The organism is Propioniciclava sp. MC1595, from assembly GCF_017569205.1.
Taxonomy (GTDB): domain Bacteria; phylum Actinomycetota; class Actinomycetes; order Propionibacteriales; family Propionibacteriaceae; genus Propioniciclava.
On the sequence record NZ_CP071870.1, the window covers coordinates 536,641 to 558,209 of the forward strand.

The 21,569-nt window shown below is 73.1% G+C and carries 22 protein-coding genes and 2 pseudogenes; 9 read left to right on the top strand and 15 right to left on the bottom strand.

Annotated features, from left to right (window positions below):
* The first annotated feature begins 45 nt into the window (after positions 1-45).
* The 5 genes from J4N02_RS02535 to J4N02_RS02555 all read left to right on the top strand — a co-directional run bounded on the left by J4N02_RS02535 (position 46) and on the right by J4N02_RS02555 (position 4,950).
* On the top strand, positions 46-702 hold the full coding sequence (locus J4N02_RS02535) for a hypothetical protein (RefSeq protein ID WP_188334448.1): 657 nt from the start codon (positions 46-48) through the stop codon (positions 700-702).
* Between the two features lie 102 nt (positions 703-804).
* Entirely contained in the window at positions 805-1,485 is a 681-nt protein-coding gene (locus tag J4N02_RS02540; RefSeq protein WP_188334447.1) for a response regulator transcription factor, read from the top strand.
* Positions 1,482-2,942: a HAMP domain-containing sensor histidine kinase gene (locus J4N02_RS02545; RefSeq protein WP_188334446.1), complete on the top strand. Its 1,461-nt coding sequence runs from the start codon at positions 1,482-1,484 to the stop codon at positions 2,940-2,942. The genes J4N02_RS02540 and J4N02_RS02545 overlap by 4 nt, the downstream gene beginning before the upstream one ends.
* Before the next feature lie 51 nt (positions 2,943-2,993).
* Positions 2,994-4,406 carry an MATE family efflux transporter gene (locus J4N02_RS02550; RefSeq protein WP_188334445.1) on the top strand — a complete coding sequence of 471 codons (1,413 nt, stop codon included), beginning with the start codon at positions 2,994-2,996 and terminating at the stop codon, positions 4,404-4,406.
* A 58-nt stretch (positions 4,407-4,464) separates the two neighbouring features.
* Positions 4,465-4,950 (top strand): bifunctional nuclease family protein, encoded by a 486-nt coding sequence (locus J4N02_RS02555; RefSeq protein WP_188334444.1) that lies wholly within the window; start codon positions 4,465-4,467, stop codon positions 4,948-4,950.
* A 10-nt stretch (positions 4,951-4,960) separates the two neighbouring features.
* Here the strand turns inward: J4N02_RS02555 and J4N02_RS16700 are convergent, their stop codons facing one another.
* The 7 genes and pseudogenes from J4N02_RS16700 to J4N02_RS02585 form a co-directional block, all read right to left on the bottom strand.
* Positions 4,961-5,164, bottom strand: a complete 204-nt coding sequence (locus J4N02_RS16700) for a hypothetical protein (protein ID WP_223202667.1) — start codon at positions 5,162-5,164, stop codon at positions 4,961-4,963.
* A 205-nt stretch (positions 5,165-5,369) separates the two neighbouring features.
* The gene (locus tag J4N02_RS02565) at positions 5,370-6,125 is read right to left on the bottom strand and encodes an alpha/beta hydrolase (RefSeq protein ID WP_182818086.1); all 756 of its coding nucleotides are present in this window, start codon (positions 6,123-6,125) and stop codon (positions 5,370-5,372) included.
* A gap of 5 nt (positions 6,126-6,130) precedes the next feature.
* A complete protein-coding gene (locus J4N02_RS16705; RefSeq protein WP_243760852.1) occupies positions 6,131-6,544 on the bottom strand; it encodes a hypothetical protein in 414 nt (137 codons plus the stop codon).
* 104 nt (positions 6,545-6,648) lie between these two features.
* Positions 6,649-7,101, bottom strand: a pseudogene (locus J4N02_RS17300) (FAD-dependent monooxygenase); the annotation flags it as partial.
* Positions 7,085-7,423 (bottom strand): annotated as a pseudogene (locus J4N02_RS17305) (FAD-dependent monooxygenase); the annotation flags it as partial. The pseudogenes J4N02_RS17300 and J4N02_RS17305, both read right to left, overlap by 17 nt.
* A complete protein-coding gene (locus tag J4N02_RS02580) occupies positions 7,420-8,136 on the bottom strand; it encodes a fumarylacetoacetate hydrolase family protein (protein WP_208091087.1) in 717 nt (238 codons plus the stop codon). The gene J4N02_RS02580 and the pseudogene J4N02_RS17305, both read right to left, overlap by 4 nt.
* A gap of 96 nt (positions 8,137-8,232) precedes the next feature.
* A complete protein-coding gene (locus J4N02_RS02585; protein WP_188334442.1) occupies positions 8,233-9,366 on the bottom strand; it encodes a PLP-dependent aspartate aminotransferase family protein in 1,134 nt (377 codons plus the stop codon).
* Positions 9,367-9,511: 145 nt separating this feature from the next.
* Here J4N02_RS02585 and J4N02_RS02590 point away from each other — a divergent pair, with 145 nt between their 5' ends.
* The 3 genes from J4N02_RS02590 (at position 9,512) to J4N02_RS02600 (ending at position 13,983) form a co-directional block, all read left to right on the top strand.
* Positions 9,512-11,767: an MMPL family transporter gene (locus J4N02_RS02590; protein ID WP_188334441.1), complete on the top strand. Its 2,256-nt coding sequence runs from the start codon at positions 9,512-9,514 to the stop codon at positions 11,765-11,767.
* A 16-nt stretch (positions 11,768-11,783) separates the two neighbouring features.
* Positions 11,784-12,524 (top strand): pirin family protein, encoded by a 741-nt coding sequence (locus tag J4N02_RS02595; protein WP_188334440.1) that lies wholly within the window; start codon positions 11,784-11,786, stop codon positions 12,522-12,524.
* A 187-nt stretch (positions 12,525-12,711) separates the two neighbouring features.
* Positions 12,712-13,983 (top strand): ammonium transporter, encoded by a 1,272-nt coding sequence (locus tag J4N02_RS02600; protein WP_208091088.1) that lies wholly within the window; start codon positions 12,712-12,714, stop codon positions 13,981-13,983.
* 62 nt (positions 13,984-14,045) lie between these two features.
* On the opposite strand, the gene J4N02_RS02605 is transcribed toward J4N02_RS02600, so the two are convergent.
* The 6 genes from J4N02_RS02605 to J4N02_RS02630 all read right to left on the bottom strand — a co-directional run bounded on the left by J4N02_RS02605 (position 14,046) and on the right by J4N02_RS02630 (position 19,465).
* Complete coding sequence (locus J4N02_RS02605) at positions 14,046-14,258, bottom strand: hypothetical protein (RefSeq protein WP_188334439.1); 213 nt, start codon at positions 14,256-14,258, stop codon at positions 14,046-14,048.
* 89 nt (positions 14,259-14,347) lie between these two features.
* Entirely contained in the window at positions 14,348-14,971 is a 624-nt protein-coding gene (locus J4N02_RS02610; protein ID WP_188334438.1) for an NAD(P)-dependent oxidoreductase, read from the bottom strand.
* An 8-nt stretch (positions 14,972-14,979) separates the two neighbouring features.
* Complete coding sequence (locus tag J4N02_RS02615; RefSeq protein WP_188334437.1) at positions 14,980-16,308, bottom strand: HNH endonuclease signature motif containing protein; 1,329 nt, start codon at positions 16,306-16,308, stop codon at positions 14,980-14,982.
* A 328-nt stretch (positions 16,309-16,636) separates the two neighbouring features.
* Entirely contained in the window at positions 16,637-17,278 is a 642-nt protein-coding gene (locus J4N02_RS02620) for a TetR/AcrR family transcriptional regulator (RefSeq protein WP_188334436.1), read from the bottom strand.
* A gap of 66 nt (positions 17,279-17,344) precedes the next feature.
* Positions 17,345-19,042, bottom strand: a complete 1,698-nt coding sequence (locus J4N02_RS02625) for a thiamine pyrophosphate-binding protein (protein ID WP_208091089.1) — start codon at positions 19,040-19,042, stop codon at positions 17,345-17,347.
* 63 nt (positions 19,043-19,105) lie between these two features.
* On the bottom strand, positions 19,106-19,465 hold the full coding sequence (locus J4N02_RS02630) for a DUF5997 family protein (RefSeq protein ID WP_243760854.1): 360 nt from the start codon (positions 19,463-19,465) through the stop codon (positions 19,106-19,108).
* A 34-nt stretch (positions 19,466-19,499) separates the two neighbouring features.
* On the opposite strand from J4N02_RS02630, the gene J4N02_RS02635 reads away from it, so the two are divergent.
* Positions 19,500-20,168: a LysR substrate-binding domain-containing protein gene (locus tag J4N02_RS02635; protein ID WP_188334435.1), complete on the top strand. Its 669-nt coding sequence runs from the start codon at positions 19,500-19,502 to the stop codon at positions 20,166-20,168.
* Here J4N02_RS02635 and J4N02_RS02640 read toward each other — a convergent pair.
* Both J4N02_RS02640 and J4N02_RS02645 read right to left on the bottom strand, forming a co-directional pair.
* Positions 20,149-21,000, bottom strand: a complete 852-nt coding sequence (locus J4N02_RS02640) for a hypothetical protein (protein ID WP_182818080.1) — start codon at positions 20,998-21,000, stop codon at positions 20,149-20,151. The two genes, J4N02_RS02635 and J4N02_RS02640, sit on opposite strands and share 20 nt — an antisense overlap.
* A gap of 57 nt (positions 21,001-21,057) precedes the next feature.
* Positions 21,058-21,522, bottom strand: a complete 465-nt coding sequence (locus J4N02_RS02645) for a hypothetical protein (protein ID WP_188334434.1) — start codon at positions 21,520-21,522, stop codon at positions 21,058-21,060.
* Positions 21,523-21,569 lie beyond the last annotated feature (47 nt).

Genomic DNA, 21,569 nt, shown 5'->3' on the forward strand with positions numbered 1-21,569 from the left:
TCCCGCTGACGGGCCCCGCGGCGTCTTCCTTGGGGAGGGGAACGCATGGCGAGGGAATCCACGGGGGCGTCCCGCGCCCTGTACCCGTTCAGCCTGCTGCGCTGGGTGATCCTGGTCACCGCGGGCACGTTCCTGGGCCTGCTCCCGCCCATCGCCGCCTACGTCGCCGCCACCCGCATCGACCTGCCCGCGTGGGCGGTCTACCCGACGGTCGCCATGGCGGGCGGCTTCCAGGGGCTGCTCATGGGGCTCGGCCAGGCCCTCGCCCTGTACTGGACGCGCGCCGCCGTGCCCCGCGCGGGGTGGACCCTGATCACCATGGCGGGCGCCCTCGTCGCCTGGTCCCTCGGCCTGTTGCCCGCGACCATGCGGGCCCTCGACGAACCCCTCGACCTCGACTCGCGCCCGGTGCTGTGGGCGACCGTCGGCGGGGCCGTCCTGCTGGTGCTCGTGGTGCCGCTGGCCCACTGGCTGGTCCTCCGCCGCGTCATGCCCGGCGCTGGCATGTGGGTCGTGGTCGAGTCGGTGGCCATCGTGGTCGCGCTGGCCGCCGTGTGGGGCTTCGGCCAGTCCGTCGACCCCACCCGCCCGCTCGACGACCTCCTCCCGCAGCTCGCCCTCGCCGGCGGCGCGGTCGCCCTCGCGTTCACGCTCGTCACCGGCCTCGGCATGCTCATGCTCGCGCCGCGCCGCGGGGAGTGAACGCGACCGGTCCCTGACTCCACGATCGCGTCCGGATCCGGACACCGTTCGCACGGAATCGCAACATTCCTCTGCCAGTGTTGGGCCCATGAGGAGCACGCGATGAGCCACCTGCTGCTGGTCGAGGACGACGCCGGCGTGGCCAAGCTGCTGGCCCTGGCGATGCGGTCGTTGGGACACACCGTCACGGTCGCGCCCGACGGGTACGCCGGGCTGGATGCCCTGGACCGGGAGACCGTCGACGTCGTCCTGCTCGACGTGATGATGCCCGGCATCGACGGCTTCGAGACCGCCCGCCGGATGCGCGCCCGCTCCCAGGTCCCGATCGTGATGCTGACCGCGCGCTCCGACCCGGTCGACATCGTCGCCGGCCTCGAGTGCGGCGCCGACGACTACGTCACCAAGCCCGCGGAGCCGCGGGTGCTGGACGCCCGAGTGAAGGCCATCCTGCGCCGGGCCACCCCCGCCCCAGAGGACGTCGTCGTCCACCGCATCGGCGACCTCGTCCTCGACCCGGGCGCCCGCAAGCTCTCGCGCGGGGCGTCCGAGGTGCCGCTGACCCCCACCGAGTTCGACGTCCTGGCCGAGCTGGCGGACCACCGCGGCCAGGCCCTCAGCCGCCACCAGCTGCTGCAGCGCGTCTGGGGCTACGGCTACGCCGGCGACTCCCGGCTCGTCGACGCCGTCATCCAGCGCCTGCGCACCAAGGTCGAGCCCGCCCCCGCCCGGCCGACCCACATCCAGACCGTGCGCGGCGTCGGCTACCGGTTGGAGCGGCCATGACCACCCCCACCCCCACCGGACGCCGCGGGCTCAGCCTCGCCTGGCGCATCCGCCTCGCCCTGGTCGCCCTCGTGGCGCTCACCTGCGCGGTCCTGACCGGGGTCGCCACCACCACGCTGCAGCAGTCGAACGAGGGCCGGCTGCAGTCCATGGTCACGAGCGACCTCCTGGCCGACACCGACGCGGTCGGGAAGACCGCGATGGCCCACCCCGAGATCCGGGACACCGTCGCGCTGGTGGTGGCCGTGGAGTGGCCCAACACGACCGTCAGCACCCACCGCCTGCTCCTGTGGGTCGACCGGAACACCGAGGACTTCGGCACCGCCGTCGAGTACGCGGTCGTGAACGAGGGTGGCTTCACCGCGAAGGCGGCGCGCTGTGCCGGCCCGGGCGTGTTCGAGCAGTTCACGACGACGACGTACTCCGCCGGCAGCAGCACGCACTGGACGATCGCCTGTGACGACCAGGTGCTCGGCTTCTCCTACTACTCCACCGGCGAGCAGGCCGGCGGGTGGCTGCTCGTGCACGGGCTCGACCGCGCGCTGGCCGGGGACCCGGTGCCCGACCTCGCCCGCACCCTGCTGCTCGCCTCCGCGGTCGCCCTGGTGGCCACGCTGCTCGTGGCCGGCTGGCTCACCGAGCTGATCAGCCGGCCGCTCGCCCGGGCGCGGGAGATGGCCGACGAGGTGGCGTCCGGTGACCTGGGGGTGCGCCTGCCGGTCGAGGGCGCCGACGAGGTGGCCGGCATGTCGGCCGCGGTCAACACCATGGCCGACCGCCTGACCGCCCAGATCGACGACCTCGCGCGCGCCAACCAGGTGCAGCGCCGCTTCGTCGCCGACGTCGCCCACGAGCTCCGCACCCCGACCGCGGCGCTGCTCGCCTCGGCCGAGTCGCTGGCCCACCCGGAGACCCGCGACGAGGCGTCCGGGCTGGTCATCCCGCAACTGCGGCGCCTGGCCGGCCTCACCGAGGACCTCCTCGAGATCTCCCGCATGGACGCCGGCCGCGCGGCCGTGGTGCCCAGCCAGGTCGACCTCGTCGACCTGGTCCGCGAGGTGGTCGACGAGACCGGACGCCCCGTTGACGTCGCGCTCTCGGCCCCGGCCGAGCTGCCGGTCGAGCTGGACCCCGCCCGCACCCGCGTGGTCGTGCGCAACCTCGTGGCCAACGCCCTGCAGCACGGCGCCCCGCCGGTCACCGTGCGGGTGGGCGAGGCCGTGGGGGAGGCGGTCGTGTCCGTCACCGACGCCGGCCCGGGGGTGCCGCCCGACCTGCGCGAGCGCGTGTTCGACCGGTTCACCCGCGGCGACGAGGCCCGGCACGGCGCCTCGACCGGCCTGGGGCTGGCCATCGCCCGCGAGAACGCCCGCCTGCTCGGCGGCACGCTCGACCTGGGCGCCGACGGGACCACCTTCACCCTGAGGCTGCCCGCCACAAGGGGCCACGCCACGTAGCAACCGTGGGACGGACCTGCAAGAAAGCGCTTACCACGGCAGGATGGGGGTGTGTTCCCCCTCCGCACCCGCCTCGACTCGGCGCTGACCCGTTGGTTCGCGACGAGCACCCTGTCGTACCGGCAGGTGGGCGCACTGGTGGGGCCGCTCGTGCTCAGCCAGGCGTGGATCGTCGGGCAGGGCGTGCTGAACCCGGTGCTGGTCGCCCCGGTGGGCCAGTCCGCCATCAACGCGGTGAGCACGGTGGAGTACCTCAACATGCTGTGCGCCAGCGTCCTGATGGCGGTCGCCGCCGCGGGCTCGGTGCTGGCGGCGCAGCACGTGGGCGCCTCGTCGCTGCGGTCAGGTGGCGCCGACCACGGCGAGGGCGTCCGGAGGGCCGCCGTGGGCACGGTCTGGACCGCCACCCTGGTGGGGCTGGCGATCGCGGTCCCGCTGGCGCTCGCGCACGGCGCGGTGCTCGACGTTCTGCTGGGCCCGCTCGGCCGCGACGCCGTGGCCCTGGGCCGCGTCTACCTGCTCGCGGCCGCGCTGTCGTACCCGGCGTTCGGGGCCGTGGAGGGTGCGGCGGCCGTCCTGCGCGGCACCGCGCGCACGCGCGCCGCCCTGAACCTCACCCTGGTGATGCACGGCGGCTACGTCGTCCTGGCGCTCCTGCTCGTCGTCGGCGCAGGCCAAGGTGTGGCCGGGCTGGCGTGGGCCATCGTCGCCTCCCGCTGGGTCGCGGTGGTGGTCGCCCTCGCCGAGCTGCGCCGTCACGGGCTGGTCGGGGGCGGGGCGTCCGCCTGGCTGCCGCGCCTCGACCTGCTGACCCGCATCGCCGTGCTCAGCGTGCCGTTCGTGATCGAGATGGCCTTCTTCAACGGCGGCAAGCTGCTCGCCCAGTGGTTCGTGGTCGGCATGGGCCCGGGGCACGTGACCGTCAACGCGATCATGGTGTCGCTGACGATGTTCGCCGAGATCGTCGCGTTCTCGATGAGCCTCGCGCTGGTCCCGCTCGTGGGCCAGGCCGTCGGCGCCGGGCGCTTCGACGAGGCGCGCCGGCTCGTCCGCTCGTTCGTGCTCGCCTCGGTGGCGGTGCTGGTGGTCACCTGCCTGCTCATGTTGGCGGTGTTCGACCCGCTGCTGGACCTCTACCGCACGCCCGATGACCTCCGCGGCACCGTGACGCTGGTCTTCCTGATCACCCTCGTGGGCCGGATCATCGGCGCCTGGTCGCTGTCGTTCCTCGTGCCCGCCGCCCTGCGCGCGGCCGGGGACGCCTCCTTCGCCACCCTCGTCACCAGCGTCTCGATGGTGCTGCGCGTGCTGGGCATCTGGGTGTTCGGCGTCCTCCTGGGCGGCGGGGTCGTGGCCGTCTGGACGGTGATGGTCTCGGAGTGGACGCTGCGCGGGATCATCTTCGGGTGGCGCTTCCGCACCGGCGCGTGGGAGCGCAAGCGCTGGGTCGACGTGGCGGGCTGAGGCCCGGAGCCCCGTCGACTAGGATTGTCACCCACCACGCGAGGCGAGGGGAGCGGCCATGGTCGAGGTGAACGTCGCGATGATCGCGGTCGACGCCGAGGGCAGCCCGGTGCTGCTGCTCCGGCCGGTCGACGGGGCCGAGGCCGGTGTGATGCTGCCGATCTGGATCGGCCCGATGGAGACCGCGGCCATCATGGTGACCTCCGGCATGACGGACGCCCCCGAGCGCCCGCTCACCTACGACCTGATGGTGCGGCTGCTGGACGCCCTGGGCGGCAGCGTCCGGCGCGTCGAGGTGACGGCGCTGGTGGAGGGCACGTTCCACGCGACCCTCACCCTGCTGACGCCCGAGGGCGAGCGGCCCATCGACGCGCGCCCCTCCGACTCGATCGCCCTGGCCCTGCGCGTGGGCGCGCCCATCTTCGTGGCCGACGAGGTCATGGCCGAGGCCGCGATCCCCGACGTCACCCACGACGCTGGCCAGACGCTCGCCGAGTTCACCGACTTCATCGAGCAGGTCGAGCCCGACGACTTCCGCAACTGAGGCGGCTTCCTCAGCCGGTCGCCTTCGTGATCAGCTCGACCATCTTCTTCCGCACCGCCGGGGTCACCTTCGTCACCGCGAACCCGGTGGCCCACAGGTCACCGTCGTCGAGCGCGGCGTTGTCGTTGAACCCGAGCGTGGAGTAGCGCGTCCCGAACTTGCCGGCCGGCTGCACGAACACGAGCACGGCCCCGTCCCGCTCCCACGCGGGCATGCCGTACCAGGTGTCGCGGCGATCTCCTGGTCGGGACCCTCCAGCTCGGCGACCTTGTCCAGGAGCGCCTGCAGGTTGTCGGCCTTCTTCTTGCCGCCCTTCTCGGCGCGCAGCTCGGCCGCGCGTTCCTTCATCGCCTCGCGTTCGGCCTCGGAGAAGCCGCCGTCCTTCTTCGCCATCCGCCGATGGTGTCACCGGCGCGGGGTCAGCACCAGCCCCGGTCCGCGAGCCAGCGTTCGGCCAGATCGGTCCACTGGGCGACCTCGGGCTCCTCGTCGGCCAGGCCGAGCCCGTGGCGTCCGGACCGGAACACATGCCCCTCGAACGGCACCCCGGCCACGGCCAGCGAGGTCATCAGCGACAGCGCGTGCAGGGCCGGGACTGTCGCGTCGTCGCTGGTGGTCCAGATGAAGAGGTCGGGGAGCTCCTCCTCCTCGGGCGGGGTCACCCGGGTGGCGACCGACAGGGCGGCGCGCACCTCCTCGGGGGCGTCCTCGCCGAGCAGGTTGTCAGCCGAGTCGGTGTGCAGGTTCGGCAGCCGGCCGAGCATCGTCTCGCGCAGGTCGGTGACCGGGTAGGCCAGCAGCGCGGCGTCCGGACGCCCCGCGAACGTCAGCGGGTCGGCCCCGGGCACGTCGGGGGAGTCGGTCGCCAGCAGCGCGGCCAGGTGCCCCCCGGCCGAGAAGCCGAGGACGCCGACGCGGCGACGGTCCACGGGCAGGGGCGTGCCGCCCGTCCGGAGCGCCCGCAGGGCCGCGCGTGCGTCGTGCAGCGGACGCGGCCACACGTGGTACCCGACCGCGTAGTGCAGCACGGCGGCGTGCAGGCCGAGTTCGTTCAGCCACGCCGCGACCGGCGCCCCCTCGTGGGCGGCGAGGTGGTGGTACCCGCCGCCCGGGACCACGAGGACCGTGGGTGCCGTCGCGTCCCCGGCGGGGTGGAACGTCCAGTCGAGAGCCATGGCAGTCATCCTGCCGTAGGGCTACCCTCCCCGGCGTTCGTCAGGCGGCGCACGGCCACGGCAAAGTCGTCCAGGGCCTCGACCGAGTCCGCGGCGGCGGCCACGTAGCGGTCGGGCCGGACGAGGACGGCCTCGGCTGCGAGGCGTCCGAGCCAGTCGCGCCCGGACTCGGAGTCGACCGCGACGACCCGGGGGGCGACGGTCCCGGCGAGGCGCGCCGCGGCGTCCGGGGTCGCGATGACCGCCCAGTCGTAGCCCACGAGGTCGTCGGCGCGGGTGCCGTCGGCCATGAAGGGCTGCTCGCCGATGTGCCCGGCGCGCTCGTCGTCGGCGTCCCACGCGCCGGCGCCCAGGCGCGGGGCCGGGGTTGTGAAGCCCTCGGGGTTGGCGCGCATGCGCAGGTCGCGCTCGCGGGCCACGTCGACGCGGTGGTCGAGATCACCGAGCCGAGGCGGACCGCGGTCTCGATGAAGGTGCGCACGTGGGGCGAGCGCTCGGACTCGTAGGTGTCGAGCAGCTCGGCGTCCGCGCGGCCCTCGACGACCTCGACGAGCTTCCACGCCAGGTTGGCCGCGTCGCGCACGCCGGCGCACATGCCCTGGCCCATGAAGGGCGGGGTCTGGTGGCAGGCGTCCCCGGCGAGGAACACCCGGCCCTTCGCCCAGCCGCGCGCCACCACCGAGTGGAAGGTGTAGACGGCCGGCCGCTCGATCGTGGCCTCGGCCGGCGTCAGCCAGGGCTCCAGCATCTCCCAGACGCGCTCGGGGGCCACCATCTCGGCGGCGTCCTCGTGCTCGTGCAGCATGAGCTCCCAGCGGCGACGGTTGTGCGGGCCGGGCACGTACGTGGCCGGACGCCGCGGGTCGCAGTACTGCACGGACTCCTCGTCGAGGTCGGGGTCGGCCCCGTCCTTCAGCAGGCAGTCGACGACCAGCCAGCGCTCGTGGGACTTCAGGTCGTCCAGCGTGGTGCCCATGATGCGGCGCACGAGCGAGCGGGCGCCACCAGTCGATGAGGGTGTGGCCCTCGGCGTTGATGAAGTGCATGCGGGCGGCGACCCGGAGGTCGGGCTCGAGTTCCTCGGCGATGCCGCCCGTCTGGAACAGGCGCATGGCCTCCCCGTCGAACTGGATCGCGCGGGGGAGCGGGTAGATCTCGGTCTCCTGCTCCACCACGACGACCCGCAGGCCGCGCAGCGCGAGCAGGTTCGCCAGGGTCGCGCCCACGGGGCCGTAGCCGATGACGGCCACGTCGTAGCTGGTCACCTCGCCCACCTCCTGGTCCGCCGCCCGGGTCACTTCTCGTCGACGACGGTGTTGCGCAGGATGCCGAGGTTGGTGACCTCGACCTCCACCACGTCACCCTCGTCGAGCAGGCCCTGGGGCTCCATGAAGAAGCCGACGCCACCGGGGGTGCCGGTCACGACCACGTCGCCGGCGTTGAGGCGGGTGAACGCCGTCACGTGCGCGAGGAGCTGGGGGATCGAGAAGTACAGGTCGGCGAGCGTGGCGGCCTGGCGCAGCTCGCCGTTGACGCGGGTCTCGAGCTTCATCGAGTCGAGGTCGTCGATGTCGGCGGCCGGCACGAAGTAGGGACCGAAGGCGCCGCTGTCGGGGAAGTTCTTGCCCGGGATCCACTGCGTGGTGGCGCGCTGCCAGTCGCGTGCGGTGAAGTCGTTGTAGATGCCGTAGCCGGCGACGAAGTCGAAGGCGTCGTCCTCGGAGACCTTGTAGGCGTCCTTGCCGATGACGAGGGCGACCTCGCCCTCGTAGTCGTAGTAGTGGGTGACGGACGGCTTCACGGCCGGGGCCAGGTGGCCCATCTGGGTGTCGGCGAAGCGGGTGAACACGGTGGGGACGACCTGGCCGGTGCGGCCGGTCTCGTTCTGGTGGGAGACGTAGTTCACGCCGATGCAGATGACCTTGCCCGGGTCGCCGATGACCGGCAGGTAGGTGATGTCGTCCTCGGACGCCGAGGGTGCACCCGCCCAGGCGCCGTCGGCGACCGGCACGACACCGTCGGCAACTGGTACAACATGTGGAGCCCGCGCCGCCCGCTCGACTTCCGCGAGTTCGGCATCGCGCCGGCCGAGAAGCACTGACGGGCGTCAGAGGCTTCCCAGCGCCTGCTCGAGGTCGGCCCAGAGGTCCTCGACGTCCTCGAGGCCGACCGACAGGCGCACCAGCGACTCGGGCACGGTGGCGGGTTCCGACGGGATCCGCCGCCGTCGCTCGAGCAGCGACTCCACGCCGCCGAGGCTGGTCCCGGGCGTCCACAACCGCACGGCGCGGGTGAGGGCGTCCGCCGCGTCGCGGTCGGCGAGCTCGATCGCGAGCATCGCGCCGAACCCGCGCATCGTACGCGCGGCCACGGCGTGGCCGGGGTCGTCGGGCAGGCCCGGGTAGCGCACCCGTACCACCGCCGGGTGGGACGCCAGCCGCCCGGCCAGCACCCCTGCCGTGGCCTGGGCGCGCTCGAGGCGCACCGGCAGGGTCCGGACGCCGCGCAGCGCCAGCCACGCCTCGAACGGCCCCGGGATCGCCCCGAGCACCTCCCGCTGGTGCCGGATGGCTGCCAGCAGCTCCTCGTCGCGGGCGACCAGCACGCCGAGCACCACGTCGGAGTGCCCGGAGATGTACTTCGTCGCCGAGTGCATGACCACGTCGGCCCCGTCGGCGAGCGGGTTCTGCAGCAGCGGGGTGGCGAAGGTGTTGTCGACGCTCACGGGCACGCCCGCCCTCCGGGCGGCCGCGTACAGGGCCGGCAGGTCGGCCACCTCGATCAGGGGGTTCGTCGGCGACTCCACGTGCAGCCACGCCGCGCCGGGCAGGGCCGCCCGCACGGCGTCCGTGTCGGCCACGTCGACCTCGACCAGCTCGACGTCGCCCGCCCCCGCCCGCTCGCGGGCCAGCGCGAGCATCGTGTTGTAGCTCGTCGCCCCCATGACGAGGCGCCCGCCCCGCGGCACCAGCGAGAACAGCGCGGCGCCGGCCGCCATGCCCGACGCGAACGCGATCGCGCCCCCCGGCGCACCCTCGAGCCCGCCGACGACCTCCTCGAACGCGGCCCAGGTGGCGTTGGCGTAGCGCCCGTAGAGGGGCAGGTCGGGGTCGATGTCGCCGGGCTGCACGTAGGTGCTGGTCAGCTCGATGCCGGGGCTGACGGGGGAGCCCGGGGTCCGGCCGGTACGTCCGCCGACGACGGCGAACGTGCCGGGGGCGAGGTGCTGGGACGAGGCCATGGCCCATTCCACCACGCCGCCCCGGGGCTCCCGTCCGCCGTCTCCCTCAGTGACCGGGTCGGTACGATCCCGGCGCAAGCTTGTACAAACCTTCTACAACACGCTAGGCTGCGAATGCTTCAGTCGTCGAATGAAAAGTGGGCCCATGCGCAGGATCGACACCACCCCGCGAACCACCCCCACCCGCACGCCGGGGTGGATCCGCGTCGTCGCCCTCCTCCTCGTCGCGGGCTGGCTCGCCGTGGCCGCGATCGGCGGCCCGAGGCTGGGCACGCTGTCGGGCCTGCAGGAGAACGACTCGACCGCCTTCCTCGACGACTCGGCCGAGTCGAGCATCGCCCGCGACGAGGCGGCCGCGTTCTCCGAGGGGGACGGGATCCCGCTGTTCGTCGTGCTCAGCCACCCCGACGGCATCGAGCCGGCCGCCTTCGGCTCCGTGCAGGACTTCCTGGCCGACCTGCCCGAGCGCGAGCTGGGCGAGGGCGTCCGGTTCGGCGAGGTGCTGGCCGAGGACCCGGAGGTGCTCATCCCCGCCGAGGACGGCGACGCCGTGATGCTGCCGGTCTCCCTGGACGTCGATCGAGTGGGCGACAAGATCGGCGAGACCTCCGTGGCGCGCCTGGCCGTCGACGCGGCCCAGGCCGCCGCCGAGGAAGCCTTCGGAGCCGACGGGTACGCCGTGAACGTGACCGGCCCCGCCGCCTACGTCGCCGACTTCGGCAAGGCCTTCGCCGGCATCGACGGGCTGCTGCTCGTCGTCGCGCTGGTCGTGGTGTTCGCGATCCTCGTGCTGGTCTACCGCAGCCCCTTCCTGCCGCTGGCGGTGCTGATGTCGTCGGTGCTCGGCCTCGCCGCCGCCGGCTGGGCGGTCCACGAGCTGGCCTCGCGCGGCCTGCTGTCGATCTCGGGACAGAGCCAGGGCATCCTGTCGATCCTCGTCGTGGGCGCCGCCACCGACTACGCGCTGCTCGTCGTGGCCCGCTACCGCGAGGAGCTCACCCGCACCCCCTCCACCTGGCAGGCCATGAAGCGCACCTGGCGTGGCACCGTCGAGCCCATCGCCGCCAGCGCGGCCACGGTCATCGCAGGCCTGCTGTGCCTCCTGCTGTCCGACCTCGGCTCCACCCGCTCGCTCGGACCGATCTCGGCGCTCGGCATCGTGGCCGCCCTGCTCGGCGCGCTCACCTTCCTGCCCGCCGTCCTGCTGCTGTTCGGACGCCGCATCTTCTGGCCGCGCACCCCGCAGGTGCTCGACAACCCCGACGGGACGCCCGAGGAGGTCACCGGCCCCGGCCTCTGGGGTGCGGTCGCACGCTTCGTCGGCCGCCGCGCCCGCATCGTCTGGGTCGGCGCCACCCTCCTCCTCGTCGCGCTCGCCGCCTTCGCCGGCACCTTCCGCGCCGACGGCCTCGGCAACACCGAGGTGTTCCGCGTCCAGGTCGGCAGCGTCGAGGGCGAGCGCGTCCTCGCCGAGCACTTCCCGGCCGGCGCCGCGACCCCGCTCACGGTCGTCGTCCCCGAGGACCTCGCCGACGACGTGGTCGCCACCGCCGAGGACACTCCCGGCGTCGCGTCGGCGTCCATCACCACCGAGGCCCCCGCCGGCCCGCCCCCGGGCGTCACCGGCGGTCAGGGTCAGTCCGGTCCGCCCGCCGCGGCCCCCGAGCCGGAGCCCAAGGTCATCGACGGCCGCGTGCTGGTGTCGATCTCGCTCGCCGACGAGGGCCAGTCCCTGGCCGCCCAGGACGCGGCGGCCGGCGTCCGCGACGCCCTGCACGGCGTGGACCACGACCTGCACGTCGGCGGGCTGGCCGCCCAGGCGCTCGACACCCGGCTGGCCAACCAGCGCGACATGGTGACCGTGCTGCCCGCCATCGCGGGCGTGGTGTTCATCGTGCTGGTGCTGCTGCTCCGCTCGCTGGTCGCCCCGGTGGTGCTGATGGCGGCGAACATCCTGTCCTTCCTGGCCACGATCGGCCTGTCGGCCTTGGTGTTCAACCACGTGTTCGAGTTCCCGAACTCGGACCCGTCGACGCCGATCTACGCCTTCGTGTTCCTGATCGCGCTGGGCATCGACTACTCGATCTTCCTGATGACCCGCGTGCGCGAGGAGGTGCCCCGCATGGGCGCCCGCCCCGCCGTCCTGCGCGGGCTCGGCTTGACCGGTGGCGTCATCACCAGCGCCGGCCTGGTGCTGGCGGCGACCTTCGCGGCGCTGGCGGTGATCCCGCTGGTGTTCATGGCGCAGATCGCGTTCATGGTGGCCGTGGGCGTCCTCATCGACACTTTCATCGTGCGTGCGCTGCTGGTCAGCGGGTTGGGGTACGACCTCGGTCGGGCGATGTGGCGGCCGAGCCGCCTGGGGGACCGCCTGCCCAAGCGCACCCGCATGGTGGGCTGATGGGCGACAATGGGGCATGCCCGTCGAGGTGAAGCGTGCCGGCAGCCGCGTGTACGAGCGGCTCGACTGGCTGCACGCGTGGCACTGCCTGACCGGTCCCGAGTACCTGCGGGGCACTGACTCCCACTTCGGCGTGCTGGTCAACCACGACCACGGCATCGTCTCCGCGGGCACCGGGTTCGACACCCACTACCACCGCAACATGGAGATCGTGACCTGGGTGCTCGACGGCTCCCTCGTCCACCAGGACACCCGCGGGCACTCCGGCCTCATCCACCCCGGCCTCGCCCAGCGCATGACCGCCGGCGCGGGGATCCTCCACTCCGAGCGCAACGACTCCTGGGTCCTCGACGGGCCGCGCCACGAGCGTGACGTCGAGATGGTGCAGATGTGGGTCGTCCCGGACGCCGCTGGTGTCACCCCGTCCTACGAGCAGCTCGACATCTCCGCCGAGCTGGACGCCGGCGGGCTCGTGCTCGTCGCCTCGGGGGTGCCCAAGCACGAGGACGACGCCGCGATCCGGATCCGGAACCGGTACGCCACCCTGTGGGCCGCGCGACTGCAGCCCGGGGCGTCCGTGCAACTGCCCGCCGCGCCGTGGGTTCACCTGTACGTCCCGCGTGGGTCGGTCGACGTCGAGGGCGTGGGCCTGCTGTCCACCGGTGACGCGGCCCGCTGCACCGACGAGCCGGGGCGCCGCGTGACCGCGCGCGAGGCGTCCGAGGTGCTGGTCTGGGAGATGCTCACCAGCCTCTGAGCACCGCCCGCGCACCGTTCCCGTGTTGCGTGATCGTTGCACGCCGTAACACGGCTGTCGCGTGACGTGCGTCCGCGTGAAACACCGATGTCCTGTGATGTACCCGGCGCCCCACGAGGGGCGGAACAGACATGAGAACCGCTGCGGCGGTCCAGGAGAAAGGTCCGGGGAGATGGAAACTGAAGCGATGTGGGGGGTGGCATCCCAGGTCTGGGTGATGGTCTCTGCGGCCCTCGTCCTACTGATGACGCCGGGACTGGCGTTCTTCTACGGCGGGCTGTCGCGAGCCCGTTCGGCGATCAACATGATGATGATGAGCTTCGCCGCCATGGGGCTCGTCGCGGTGGTGTGGGTCCTGTGGGGCTACTCGATGAGCGGCGGCGGCACCAGCATCGCCGGCATCGTGGCCGACCCGATCACCGCCTTCGGCCTGCAGGGCCTGTCCGGTGAGGACCTGGTCGGCGTCGGCTACGGCTCGACCTTCGCGATCATCACGGTCGCCCTCATCTCGGGGGCGGTCGCCGACCGAGCCCGCTTCAAGGCGTGGATGGTCTTCGTCCCGCTCTGGGTCACCCTCGTCTACGCCCCGCTGGCCTACATGGTCTGGGGTGGCGGCCTGCTCGGTGCCGACGGTGCGATCGGTTCGGTCGTCGGTGAGGCCCTCGACTTCGCCGGTGGCCTCGTGGTGCACATGGCGGCCGGTCTGGCCGCGCTCGTCCTGGCCATGATGATCGGACGCCGCGCCGGCTTCGCGCCGTCGCTGCACAAGCCGCACAACGTCCCCTTCGTGATGCTGGGCGCCGCGCTGCTGTGGTTCGGGTGGTTCGGCTTCAACGGTGGCGCCGCGGGCTCCATCGCCGAGGGCGGCCTGATCTGGGTCAACACCCTCGTCGCACCGGGTGCCGCCCTGGTGGCCTGGCTGTTCACCGAGCAGCTGCGGGACGGTCGCATGACCTCCATCGGAGCCGCCTCTGGCATCGTGGCCGGCCTGGTCGCGATCACCCCGGCCTGTGCCTTCGTCACCCCGCTGGGTGCCCTCGCCATCGGCGCGGTCGCCGGCGCCATCTGCTGCTTCGCGGTCAACGTGAAGTTCAAGCTCGGCATCGACGACTCGCTCGACGTGGTCGGCCTGCACTTCGTCGCGGGCCTCTGGGGCACCCTCTCGATCGGCCTGCTGGCCGTGGCGCAGGAGGACGGCCGAGCCGGCCTCTTCAACGGCGGCGGCTTCTCGATCATGACCTCGCAGCTCGTGGCCGTGCTGGTCACCACCGTCTACACCGTGGCCGTGACCGCGCTGATCGCCTTCGCGATCCACAAGACCATGGGCTTCCGCATCGCGCCGGAGGACGAGGTCGGCGGCATCGACCTGTCGGAGCACCGCGAGTCCGCCTACGACCTCGAGGTGGCGCTGGCCTACACCGGTGCGACCGACGAGGCCGGGGAGCTCGAGAAGCACTGACCACCCACCCCAACCGACACGGGCCCCGCCTCCTGCTGGAGGCGGGGCCCGCATCGGTTCCGTCAGAGGTCCTCGGCGACGCGCCCGTCGTCGCTGACCCGCTCGACGTCATGGATGTCGGCGTGGCCCTCGTCGACGTTGCCGCGGCCGTAGTTCTTCGGCTCGCCGCCCGCGACCTGGTCGGCGGCATCGGCGGTGGGGGAGACGTCGCCCTGGACGTCCTCGGGCGTCTCCAGGTTCTGGACCTCGGACACCTCGCGCTCGGCATCGGACATGGCAGCTCCTCTCGTCGCCCGAAGGGCCACGGTGGCCACCGGGACCCCCACAGTAGCCGCTGACTAGCGGCGATGGGGAGGGGGCGGGGTCAGCGAGGCACGAACACGAAGGTGCCGGTCAATCCCTCGTCGATCGCCTGCAGGATGCCGGCCGCGACGTCCTCGCGGGTGATGCGCCCGGTGGGGGCGCCCACCTCGGCCTCGGCGGTGGGGACGAGCCGCACGTCGTCGGCTCGGGGATCGTCACTCAGGCCGCCGGGCCGCACCGACGCCCAGCCCAGCCCCGCGTGCGCGACCAGCCCCTCCTGGGTCTCGTGGTCGGCCAGCGCGACGCCGAGCGCGACCTTGGCGATCGTCCGCACCGGCTCCTTCATCAGCCGCAGGGAGTCGCCCACCCCGAGCGAGGAGTGCACGACCACCCGCCGCAGGCCCACCCGGCGCATGGCCGCGACGACGGACGCCGTCACCCGGGTCCGCAGCCGGTTGCGGTCGAATCCGGGGGAGCCCACCGCGATGACCACGGCGTCCGCGCCCCTGAGGACCTCGTCGAGGTCGGCCGAGCGGGTGGCGTCCAGCTTCACGTCGGTCAGGCCGTCGACGGGCATGCCCCAGCCCCGACGCGAGATGCTGACCACCTCGTCGCCCCGGGCCAGTGCCTGCCGGACCACGCAGGCCCCCGTCCCGTCGTTCCCGCCGAACACCACGATGCGCATGGAGCCATTCAACCCGCGCGGGCGCGGGCAGGTGCCCTGACGAGAGGGCCACCCCGCGCGGGAGGCGTGAACTCCGGGTGTCCGTCGTCGTCGATGCGCACGGTCCAGCGGGTGGCAGGCGCGCCGCGGTCCTGGAACCGCAGCGGCTCGACCGTCCCGTGGTGGTAGGCGCACAGCAGCACGAGGTTCGAGAGCGCCGTTTCGCCGCCGGCCCACCAAGGGAGGATGTGGTGGGCCTCACAGCAGGTGGCCCGGACCCGGCAGCCGGGGAAGGCGCAGCCCTGGTCGCGCGCCTCCAGCGCGCGCCGGATGGCGGGCGTGACGAGGCGCTGCTCGCGGCCCACGTCCAGGGGCTGGCTGGCCGAGCCCAGGACGATCGGGAGGATGGCCGCGTCGCACGCGAGGCGGCGCAGCTCGCCTGCCGTGACCTGCTCGCCGCCGGCCAGGACGCCGCTCTGCTCGGCGTGCACGCGCAGTGAGTCGTAGGACAGCGTCACCACGACCGTCGGTCTGCCCGGTGCCGTGCGCCCAGCCGGGGTCTGCGCCGTGCCGGCGACGAGCGCGATGAGTCCGTCGGCGGTGCGCTGGGCGGACGTGCGCACGCCGGCCTCGTCGTGGCGATCGGCGGCCTGTTCCTGCGCGCGCCGATTGCTGAGCGCGTGCGCGTCGATCAGGCGCTTGAAGGCCTCCCCCTCCAGCGTGGGCAACTGCCCACGGATCACGAGGCTGCCCCGGCCATCGGGGCTGAACACGAGCGAACGAGCTGCCCATGCCTGCTTGCGTTGGGTGTCGAGGCGGGACAGCTCGTCCTCAGCCGCGTCCACCTCGGGAGCCACCTGCTCGAGTACGGCGCGGGTCTGCCGGGCGAGGTCCTTGGCGTCGACGAGGTGGGCCTTGTCGAGGAGGATCTGCTCGGCCTGTGCCCGCTGGTCGCGGCTCAGGGTGGCCGGCAACTCGCCCAGCACCCGGTCGATCGACCGCGCCTGTGCCACCGACACGGTGCCCGAGAGCGCGGCGTCCGCCACCCGCGGATGGGCGGCGATCTCCTGCCCCGAGTAGACCCACGACGCGGCCTCGCCGGCGGTGACCTGCGACGACACCGCGAGGAGCGACCGGATGCTCGTCCCCCGCACGGTCTCGGCGGCCTTGGCTCGATCCGCCTCGGCGACGAGCACGGCCCGCAGCGCCTCCACCTGACGCCCCAGGGCCACCACGTCGGCCACCAGCGCCAGTCGCGCTTCCGCGCCCAGCCGCCGACGGGCGGGGTGGTCGATCGAGGCCAGCAGCGACCGCGCCTGCGTCAAGGCCGCGGCGGTCGGGGTGCTGGTCTCGTCCATGCCCCGACGCTACGCTCCTGCGCGCCCTGAATGGGACGTAGGGACGAATCTGTGGACAAGTGGAGGAACTTATCCACACCGACCTGAACCCCTTGACGTGCCCGACATGGACGCTACGTCCCGGTGGACACTCGGTGCGCGCCCGCCAGTGCTCGGGGGTGAGCCGCTCGAGTTCTGCGAGAAGGGCGCGCCGCTGCGCAGCGCCGATCCGGACGCCGTCGGCCGCGGTGGGCATGGGGAGGTCCGCGGCGCGGGCGGGTGTGGTCTGCATGGTGACCCCCTCGTGGGTCGGTGCCGGGGTCCCCGGAACGGGGAGGATGGGCTGCCCTCAGGGCAGGTAGGACCGGACGACGGCCGTGATGAGCGCGGGCCAGTGCGGCGTGTGCCGCCCCTGGTCATAGGGGGTGCCGGGGTCGTTGCTGAGTTGGCGGGAGATGAGCCCCGTGGTTGCGTTCACGATGCACTCGTTGAGCTCGAAGATGTCGGTGTCGGCCCGGACGAGCCCGGCCTCGCGCCAGGACGTGAACTCCTCGAACGCGAGTTCGGCGAAGGCGACCGCGGGCGCGTAGGCGTCCGGGGTGGGTTCCCAGTCGGGGATGGGGCGGAACAGCATCAGCTGCGCGTACGCCGGCCGGGACAGGTGCCAGCGGATGTTGGCGGTCGTGACCTCGAGTGCTCGCGCGACGAGGTCGGTGTCGGGACCCACCGGGCCGAGGCGTTCGACGAGGGCCCGGTGGTGGTCGAGGGTCTCCTGCCAGCCGCGGCGGAACAGCTCGTCGTAGACGGCGTTCTTGGAGTTGAAGTAGGTGTACAGCGACGGCGTCCGGACGCCGATGCGACGCGCCAGCTCACCGAGGGTGAGGCCGACGACGCCCTGGGTGCTCATGATGTCGACGGCATGGGCGATGATCTCCTCGCGGGTGGCGGCATGCCGGGCCGAGCGCCGCTGGTCGGACTCCACGGCCGTCATGGTCACCACCTCCTTGCCACCTAAGGTAAACCTAACGGTATTAGGCGCGCAGGGGGTGGCAACGGATCAGGGCACCTCGACCGGCGGAACCATCGCGGCGGGGGCGGGGTCCAGGGCGAGCACGTCCACCTCGATCACCGACGGGCGCGGCTTCTTCAACGCCTTCTTCAAGGCCTTGTCGAACGCCTCGGGGTCACCCACGAGCGTGTGGCGCAGGCCGAACGCCCGGGCGAGCCGGCCGAAGTCGGGCGTGGCCAAGTCGACGCCGTGGCGCGGGTCGCCGGCCGCGGCCTGCATGTTGCGCAGCACCCCGTAGCCGCCGTCGTTGAACACCACGAGCACGACGTGCGGCTTCTCACCGGCCAGCACGGCCAGCTCGCCCAGGTGCACCGCGAGCCCGCCGTCGCCGACCATCGCGAGCACGGGAACCTCGGGGCGCGCGACCGCGGCGCCGACCGCCATCGCCAGCCCCTGCCCGATGCCGCCGCCCGCGGCGAACACGTTGTCGGTGGCGTCGTGCACGGCCAGCAGCCGGTTGCCCCACGAGCTGCCGGGGATCGTCACGTCCCGCACGATGGGCGAGTGCCGTGGCAGCCGCTTCCGCAGCGCGTCGCAGATCGGCGCGTACGCCCCGATCGCGCCCTTCAGGTTCTTCCGTGCGGATGCCGCGGCCTCGGCCACGCGGCCGGTCCAGTCCGGGTCGATGGCGATCTCGCCGAGCGCCTCGACCAGCGCCGGTACGGCGACAGTGGCGTCCGCCTGCACCCCCACCGTGACCGGGAAGTTCCGGCCCAGGGCGTCGGCGTCCAGATCGATCTGAACGTGCGTGGCCGGCAGCGGCAGGTCGCCGTTGCGGGTCTCGCTGGGGCGCAGGTGGCTGCCGATCGTGAGCAGGCAGTCGGCCTCGGCGATGAGCTCGGCGACCGCCTCGTCGGAGGCGAAGTTGCCGATGACGAGGGGGTGGTCCTCGGGGACGGAGCCGCGGCCGTTCGTCCCGGTCAGCACGCCGGCGCCCCACACCTCGGCGAGCACGGTCAGGGGAGGGCCGACGCGGCGGGCGCCGCCGCCGGCCCAGATCAGGGGCCGCTTCGCCTCGCGCAGCACCTTGGCCGCGCGCTCGACGTCGCGCTGGGCACCGGTGCGGACGGCCGGCTCGCGCTCGTCCACCTTGTTCTGGGCGTCGGGATCGGCGGTGTACTGCAGGTCGATCGGCCAGTCGACGCTGACCGGCCCGTGAGGTGCGGTGTCGAGCAGCCGCACGGCGTCGGTGAGTACCGCCCGCGCCTGGCGGGCGGTCTCGATCCGCATCGCGTGCTGGGAGACGGCCTGCAGCATCGCCAGCTGGCGCGGCACCTCGTGGTAGGCGCCGGTGTGTTCGCCGATCAGGTTCGCGTTGACGTTGCCGGTGACGTGCAGCACCCGGCTGCCCGCGGTCAGCGCCTCGAGCATCGACCCGGCCGCGTTGCCCGCGCCGGTGCCAGTGGAGGTGAGGGCGACGCCGATGCGCCCGGTCGTGCGGGCGTAGGCGTCGGCGGCGTTGATCACGGCGGCCTCGTGGCGCATCGGGACGAACCGCAGCTCGCGGTCGACCGCCTGCACCAGCGGCAGGTTGTGGATGCTGATCACCCCGAACGCGACGTCGACGCCGGCGTCCTTCATCACCTGCACGAGGATGTCGCCCCCGTTCGGGCCCTCGCTGCCCAGGGACTCGGCGGGGACCTCGTGGCCCTCGGTGGACGTGTGCATGGCTGCCTTGTCGTTCACCCTCGCCACCCTAGGTGCCCCTGACAAGCGGGGTCATCACCCGAAAGGGCCCCAAGGAGGGGATCAGCGGTCGCGCTGCTCCCGCAGGCGCTCCTGCTCGGCGACGACCTCGCGGTGGGTCTCCCGCTCGCGGACGAGCCACGCGGGCGGGTCGGCGAGCAGCGCGCCGACCTGGTCGGCGTCCAGCGGCTCGGTCATGCGGGCGCGCGCCAGGCCCGACTTCGAGACGCCCAGCTTGGCGGCCACCACGTCGCGCGGGAACGGGCCGTTGCGGCGCAGGTCGACCAGCCACTGCGGCGGGTCCTCGCGCAGGGCGTCCAACTCGGCACGGGTGATCGGCGTCGTCCGGAACTCCTCGGGCGCCGCGCCCAGCAGGATGCCGAGCTTGCTGGCCGCCGTCGCGGGCTTCATGGTTTGGCTCACGGGCGCAGCCTAACCGGCGCGGTAGCCTGCCGGGGTGAGCGAGTCCCCAGCCACCCGGCCCACGAGCCCGGACGCCCTCCGCGTGGGCCACGTGCCCGGCGTCACCCTCACCAAGTGGCGCACCCGCTGGGACGAGCGCCTGGCCGCCCGGCTGGACGTCGTCGAGGTCACCGAGGCCGACCAGCGCCGCGTGCTCGTCGACGACGCGGTGGACCTGTGCTTCGTCCGGCTGCCCATCGACCGTGAGGGCCTGCACGCGATCCCGCTCTACGACGAGGTGACCGTGGCCTGGGTCTCCAAGGACCACCCGGTCGCGGCCTACGGCGAGGTCACCCTCGCCGACCTCGCCGACGAAACCCTCCTCACCGACTTGGACGCCGTGGCCATCGACCGCGTCAACGCGGGTGCGGTGCTGCTGGTGCCGATGTCCGTGGCCCGCTCGGCGAGCCGCCGCGACCTCGTGCACCGGCCCGTGACCGACGCCGAGCCGACCTCGATCTCCCTGGCCTGGCGCACCGACAACGAGCACCCGCTGATCGACGAGTTCATCGGTATCGTTCGCGGGCGCACCGCGAACTCCTCGCGCACGCAGGCCGAGCGAGCGGCGAGCACTCCCAAGCCCAAGCCCCAGCGCTTGTCGAGCCCGGGCAAGCGGCCCGGGAACGCCCCGCGGCCCCCGAAGGTCAGGAAGAAGCGCCGCTGAGTTCGCGGATGAACCGCTGCACGGTCGCGGGCCACGGCTCGTCGGCGCCCTGCTCCAGCAGCCGGGCGTAGGTGGCGGCGATGTGTGCGCGGATCTCGGCGCCCGCCTCGAGGTCGGGGAACAGGCGGTCGGTGAAGGCCGCCACGTCGGCGGGGGAGACCTCGCTCGGCGTGATCCGGGTCATCGCGTACAGCGCGGCCGGCAGGCAGTTGACGCTGTGCTGCTTGATGAACAGCACCGACTCGGTGATGTCCACCGCGCCGTCGAACAGCTCGGTGGTGAGGGCCGAGCGGTCGGCGTCCGGAACGCCGAGTTCGGCGAACGCGCGCCGGTACTGCGTCCAGGCCAGCACCACGATCATCACGTGCAGGCTGGGCACGCACAGCAGGTGCGGGTCGAACAGGTGGATCGCCAGGAACCGCCCGCGGTAGTACCTCGGCCGCCGCGTCGTGGTCATGCCCGCGCGGTAGACCTCCGCGGCCTCGCGGTAGCAGCGGTCGATCAGGCCCAGGAACCGGACGCCGTGGGTGACGAACGCCCGCGGGCCGTGGTGGCGGGCGATCCAACCGAGGGGGCGGATCCAGAAGGAGATGAAGTCGAGGTAGGTCGCGATCCGCTCCGGCGTGAACGGGATCCGCGCGTCCAGCGGGTGGTCGACGTCGACCACGGGCACGCGGCGCAGGCCCAGCTTCACCGCGAACTGCAGGGCGAAGAAGTCCTTGAGCACCGTGCCGACGAACCGGGCCACGCCGAGGGCGGTCGCGGGGTGGCGCAGCGCGCGCAGGGCGATCGCGGGCACGGACTCGCGGCGGGTGGTGGCAAGGTCGGGCACGGCGTCCACCCTACGGTCGCCCGCCGGTGGCGGGCGGGGGCGTCCGGATCGGCCGCGTCACCCAGTGGTGCGCAGCACCCGCCAGCTGTAGAGGTGGTCGGCGCAGGTCTGCTCGAGGTGGGCGAGCGTGGGCCGCACCTCGACCCCGGACGCCTCGCGGGCCGGGTCGGCCAGCGCCCCGGCGACGTCGGTGATCGGGGCCGCCCGGTTGGCGTAGGCCAGCGACACGTGCGGGTGGAACGCGCCCTCGAACACGTCCTCGGCGACCGCGGCCGCGGCGTCCGGGTCGACCTCGTCGGTGAACCCGATCGGGGTGAGCGTGAGGTGCAGCCACGGCGGCGGGACGGCGTCCAGGGCCTCGACGCCGTCGATCGCGTGGCGCACCGGTGCGGTCGCGTGGGCCATCCCGGTGCCGTCGAACACGAGGTGGAAGGTGAGCTGGCGACGTCCGCCGGCCCAGTGGGAGCGGCGCGCCCAGTGGTCCTCGGTGTGGGTGACGCTGTCGCCGGTGACCAGGAACATCGCCCCAGTCTGGCACCGCAACCTTGCGTCTGCCCTTATCGTCGGGG

Excerpts from the sequence above, each read along its gene's own strand:
- J4N02_RS02535 (WP_188334448.1), top strand. The coding sequence starts at position 46 with ATGGCGAGGGAATCCACGGGGGCGTCCCGCGCCCTGTACCCGTTCAGC.
- J4N02_RS02540 (WP_188334447.1), top strand. The coding sequence starts at position 805 with ATGAGCCACCTGCTGCTGGTCGAGGACGACGCCGGCGTGGCCAAGCTG.
- J4N02_RS02545 (WP_188334446.1), top strand. The coding sequence starts at position 1,482 with ATGACCACCCCCACCCCCACCGGACGCCGCGGGCTCAGCCTCGCCTGG.
- J4N02_RS02555 (WP_188334444.1), top strand. The coding sequence starts at position 4,465 with ATGGTCGAGGTGAACGTCGCGATGATCGCGGTCGACGCCGAGGGCAGC.
- J4N02_RS16700 (WP_223202667.1), bottom strand. The coding sequence starts at position 5,164 with ATGCCCGCGTGGGAGCGGGACGGGGCCGTGCTCGTGTTCGTGCAGCCG.
- J4N02_RS02565 (WP_182818086.1), bottom strand. The coding sequence starts at position 6,125 with ATGGCTCTCGACTGGACGTTCCACCCCGCCGGGGACGCGACGGCACCC.
- J4N02_RS02585 (WP_188334442.1), bottom strand. The coding sequence starts at position 9,366 with ATGGCCTCGTCCCAGCACCTCGCCCCCGGCACGTTCGCCGTCGTCGGC.
- J4N02_RS02590 (WP_188334441.1), top strand. The coding sequence starts at position 9,512 with ATGCGCAGGATCGACACCACCCCGCGAACCACCCCCACCCGCACGCCG.
- J4N02_RS02595 (WP_188334440.1), top strand. The coding sequence starts at position 11,784 with ATGCCCGTCGAGGTGAAGCGTGCCGGCAGCCGCGTGTACGAGCGGCTC.
- J4N02_RS02600 (WP_208091088.1), top strand. The coding sequence starts at position 12,712 with ATGTGGGGGGTGGCATCCCAGGTCTGGGTGATGGTCTCTGCGGCCCTC.
- J4N02_RS02605 (WP_188334439.1), bottom strand. The coding sequence starts at position 14,258 with ATGTCCGATGCCGAGCGCGAGGTGTCCGAGGTCCAGAACCTGGAGACG.
- J4N02_RS02610 (WP_188334438.1), bottom strand. The coding sequence starts at position 14,971 with ATGCGCATCGTGGTGTTCGGCGGGAACGACGGGACGGGGGCCTGCGTG.
- J4N02_RS02615 (WP_188334437.1), bottom strand. The coding sequence starts at position 16,308 with ATGGACGAGACCAGCACCCCGACCGCCGCGGCCTTGACGCAGGCGCGG.
- J4N02_RS02620 (WP_188334436.1), bottom strand. The coding sequence starts at position 17,278 with ATGACGGCCGTGGAGTCCGACCAGCGGCGCTCGGCCCGGCATGCCGCC.
- J4N02_RS02645 (WP_188334434.1), bottom strand. The coding sequence starts at position 21,522 with ATGTTCCTGGTCACCGGCGACAGCGTCACCCACACCGAGGACCACTGG.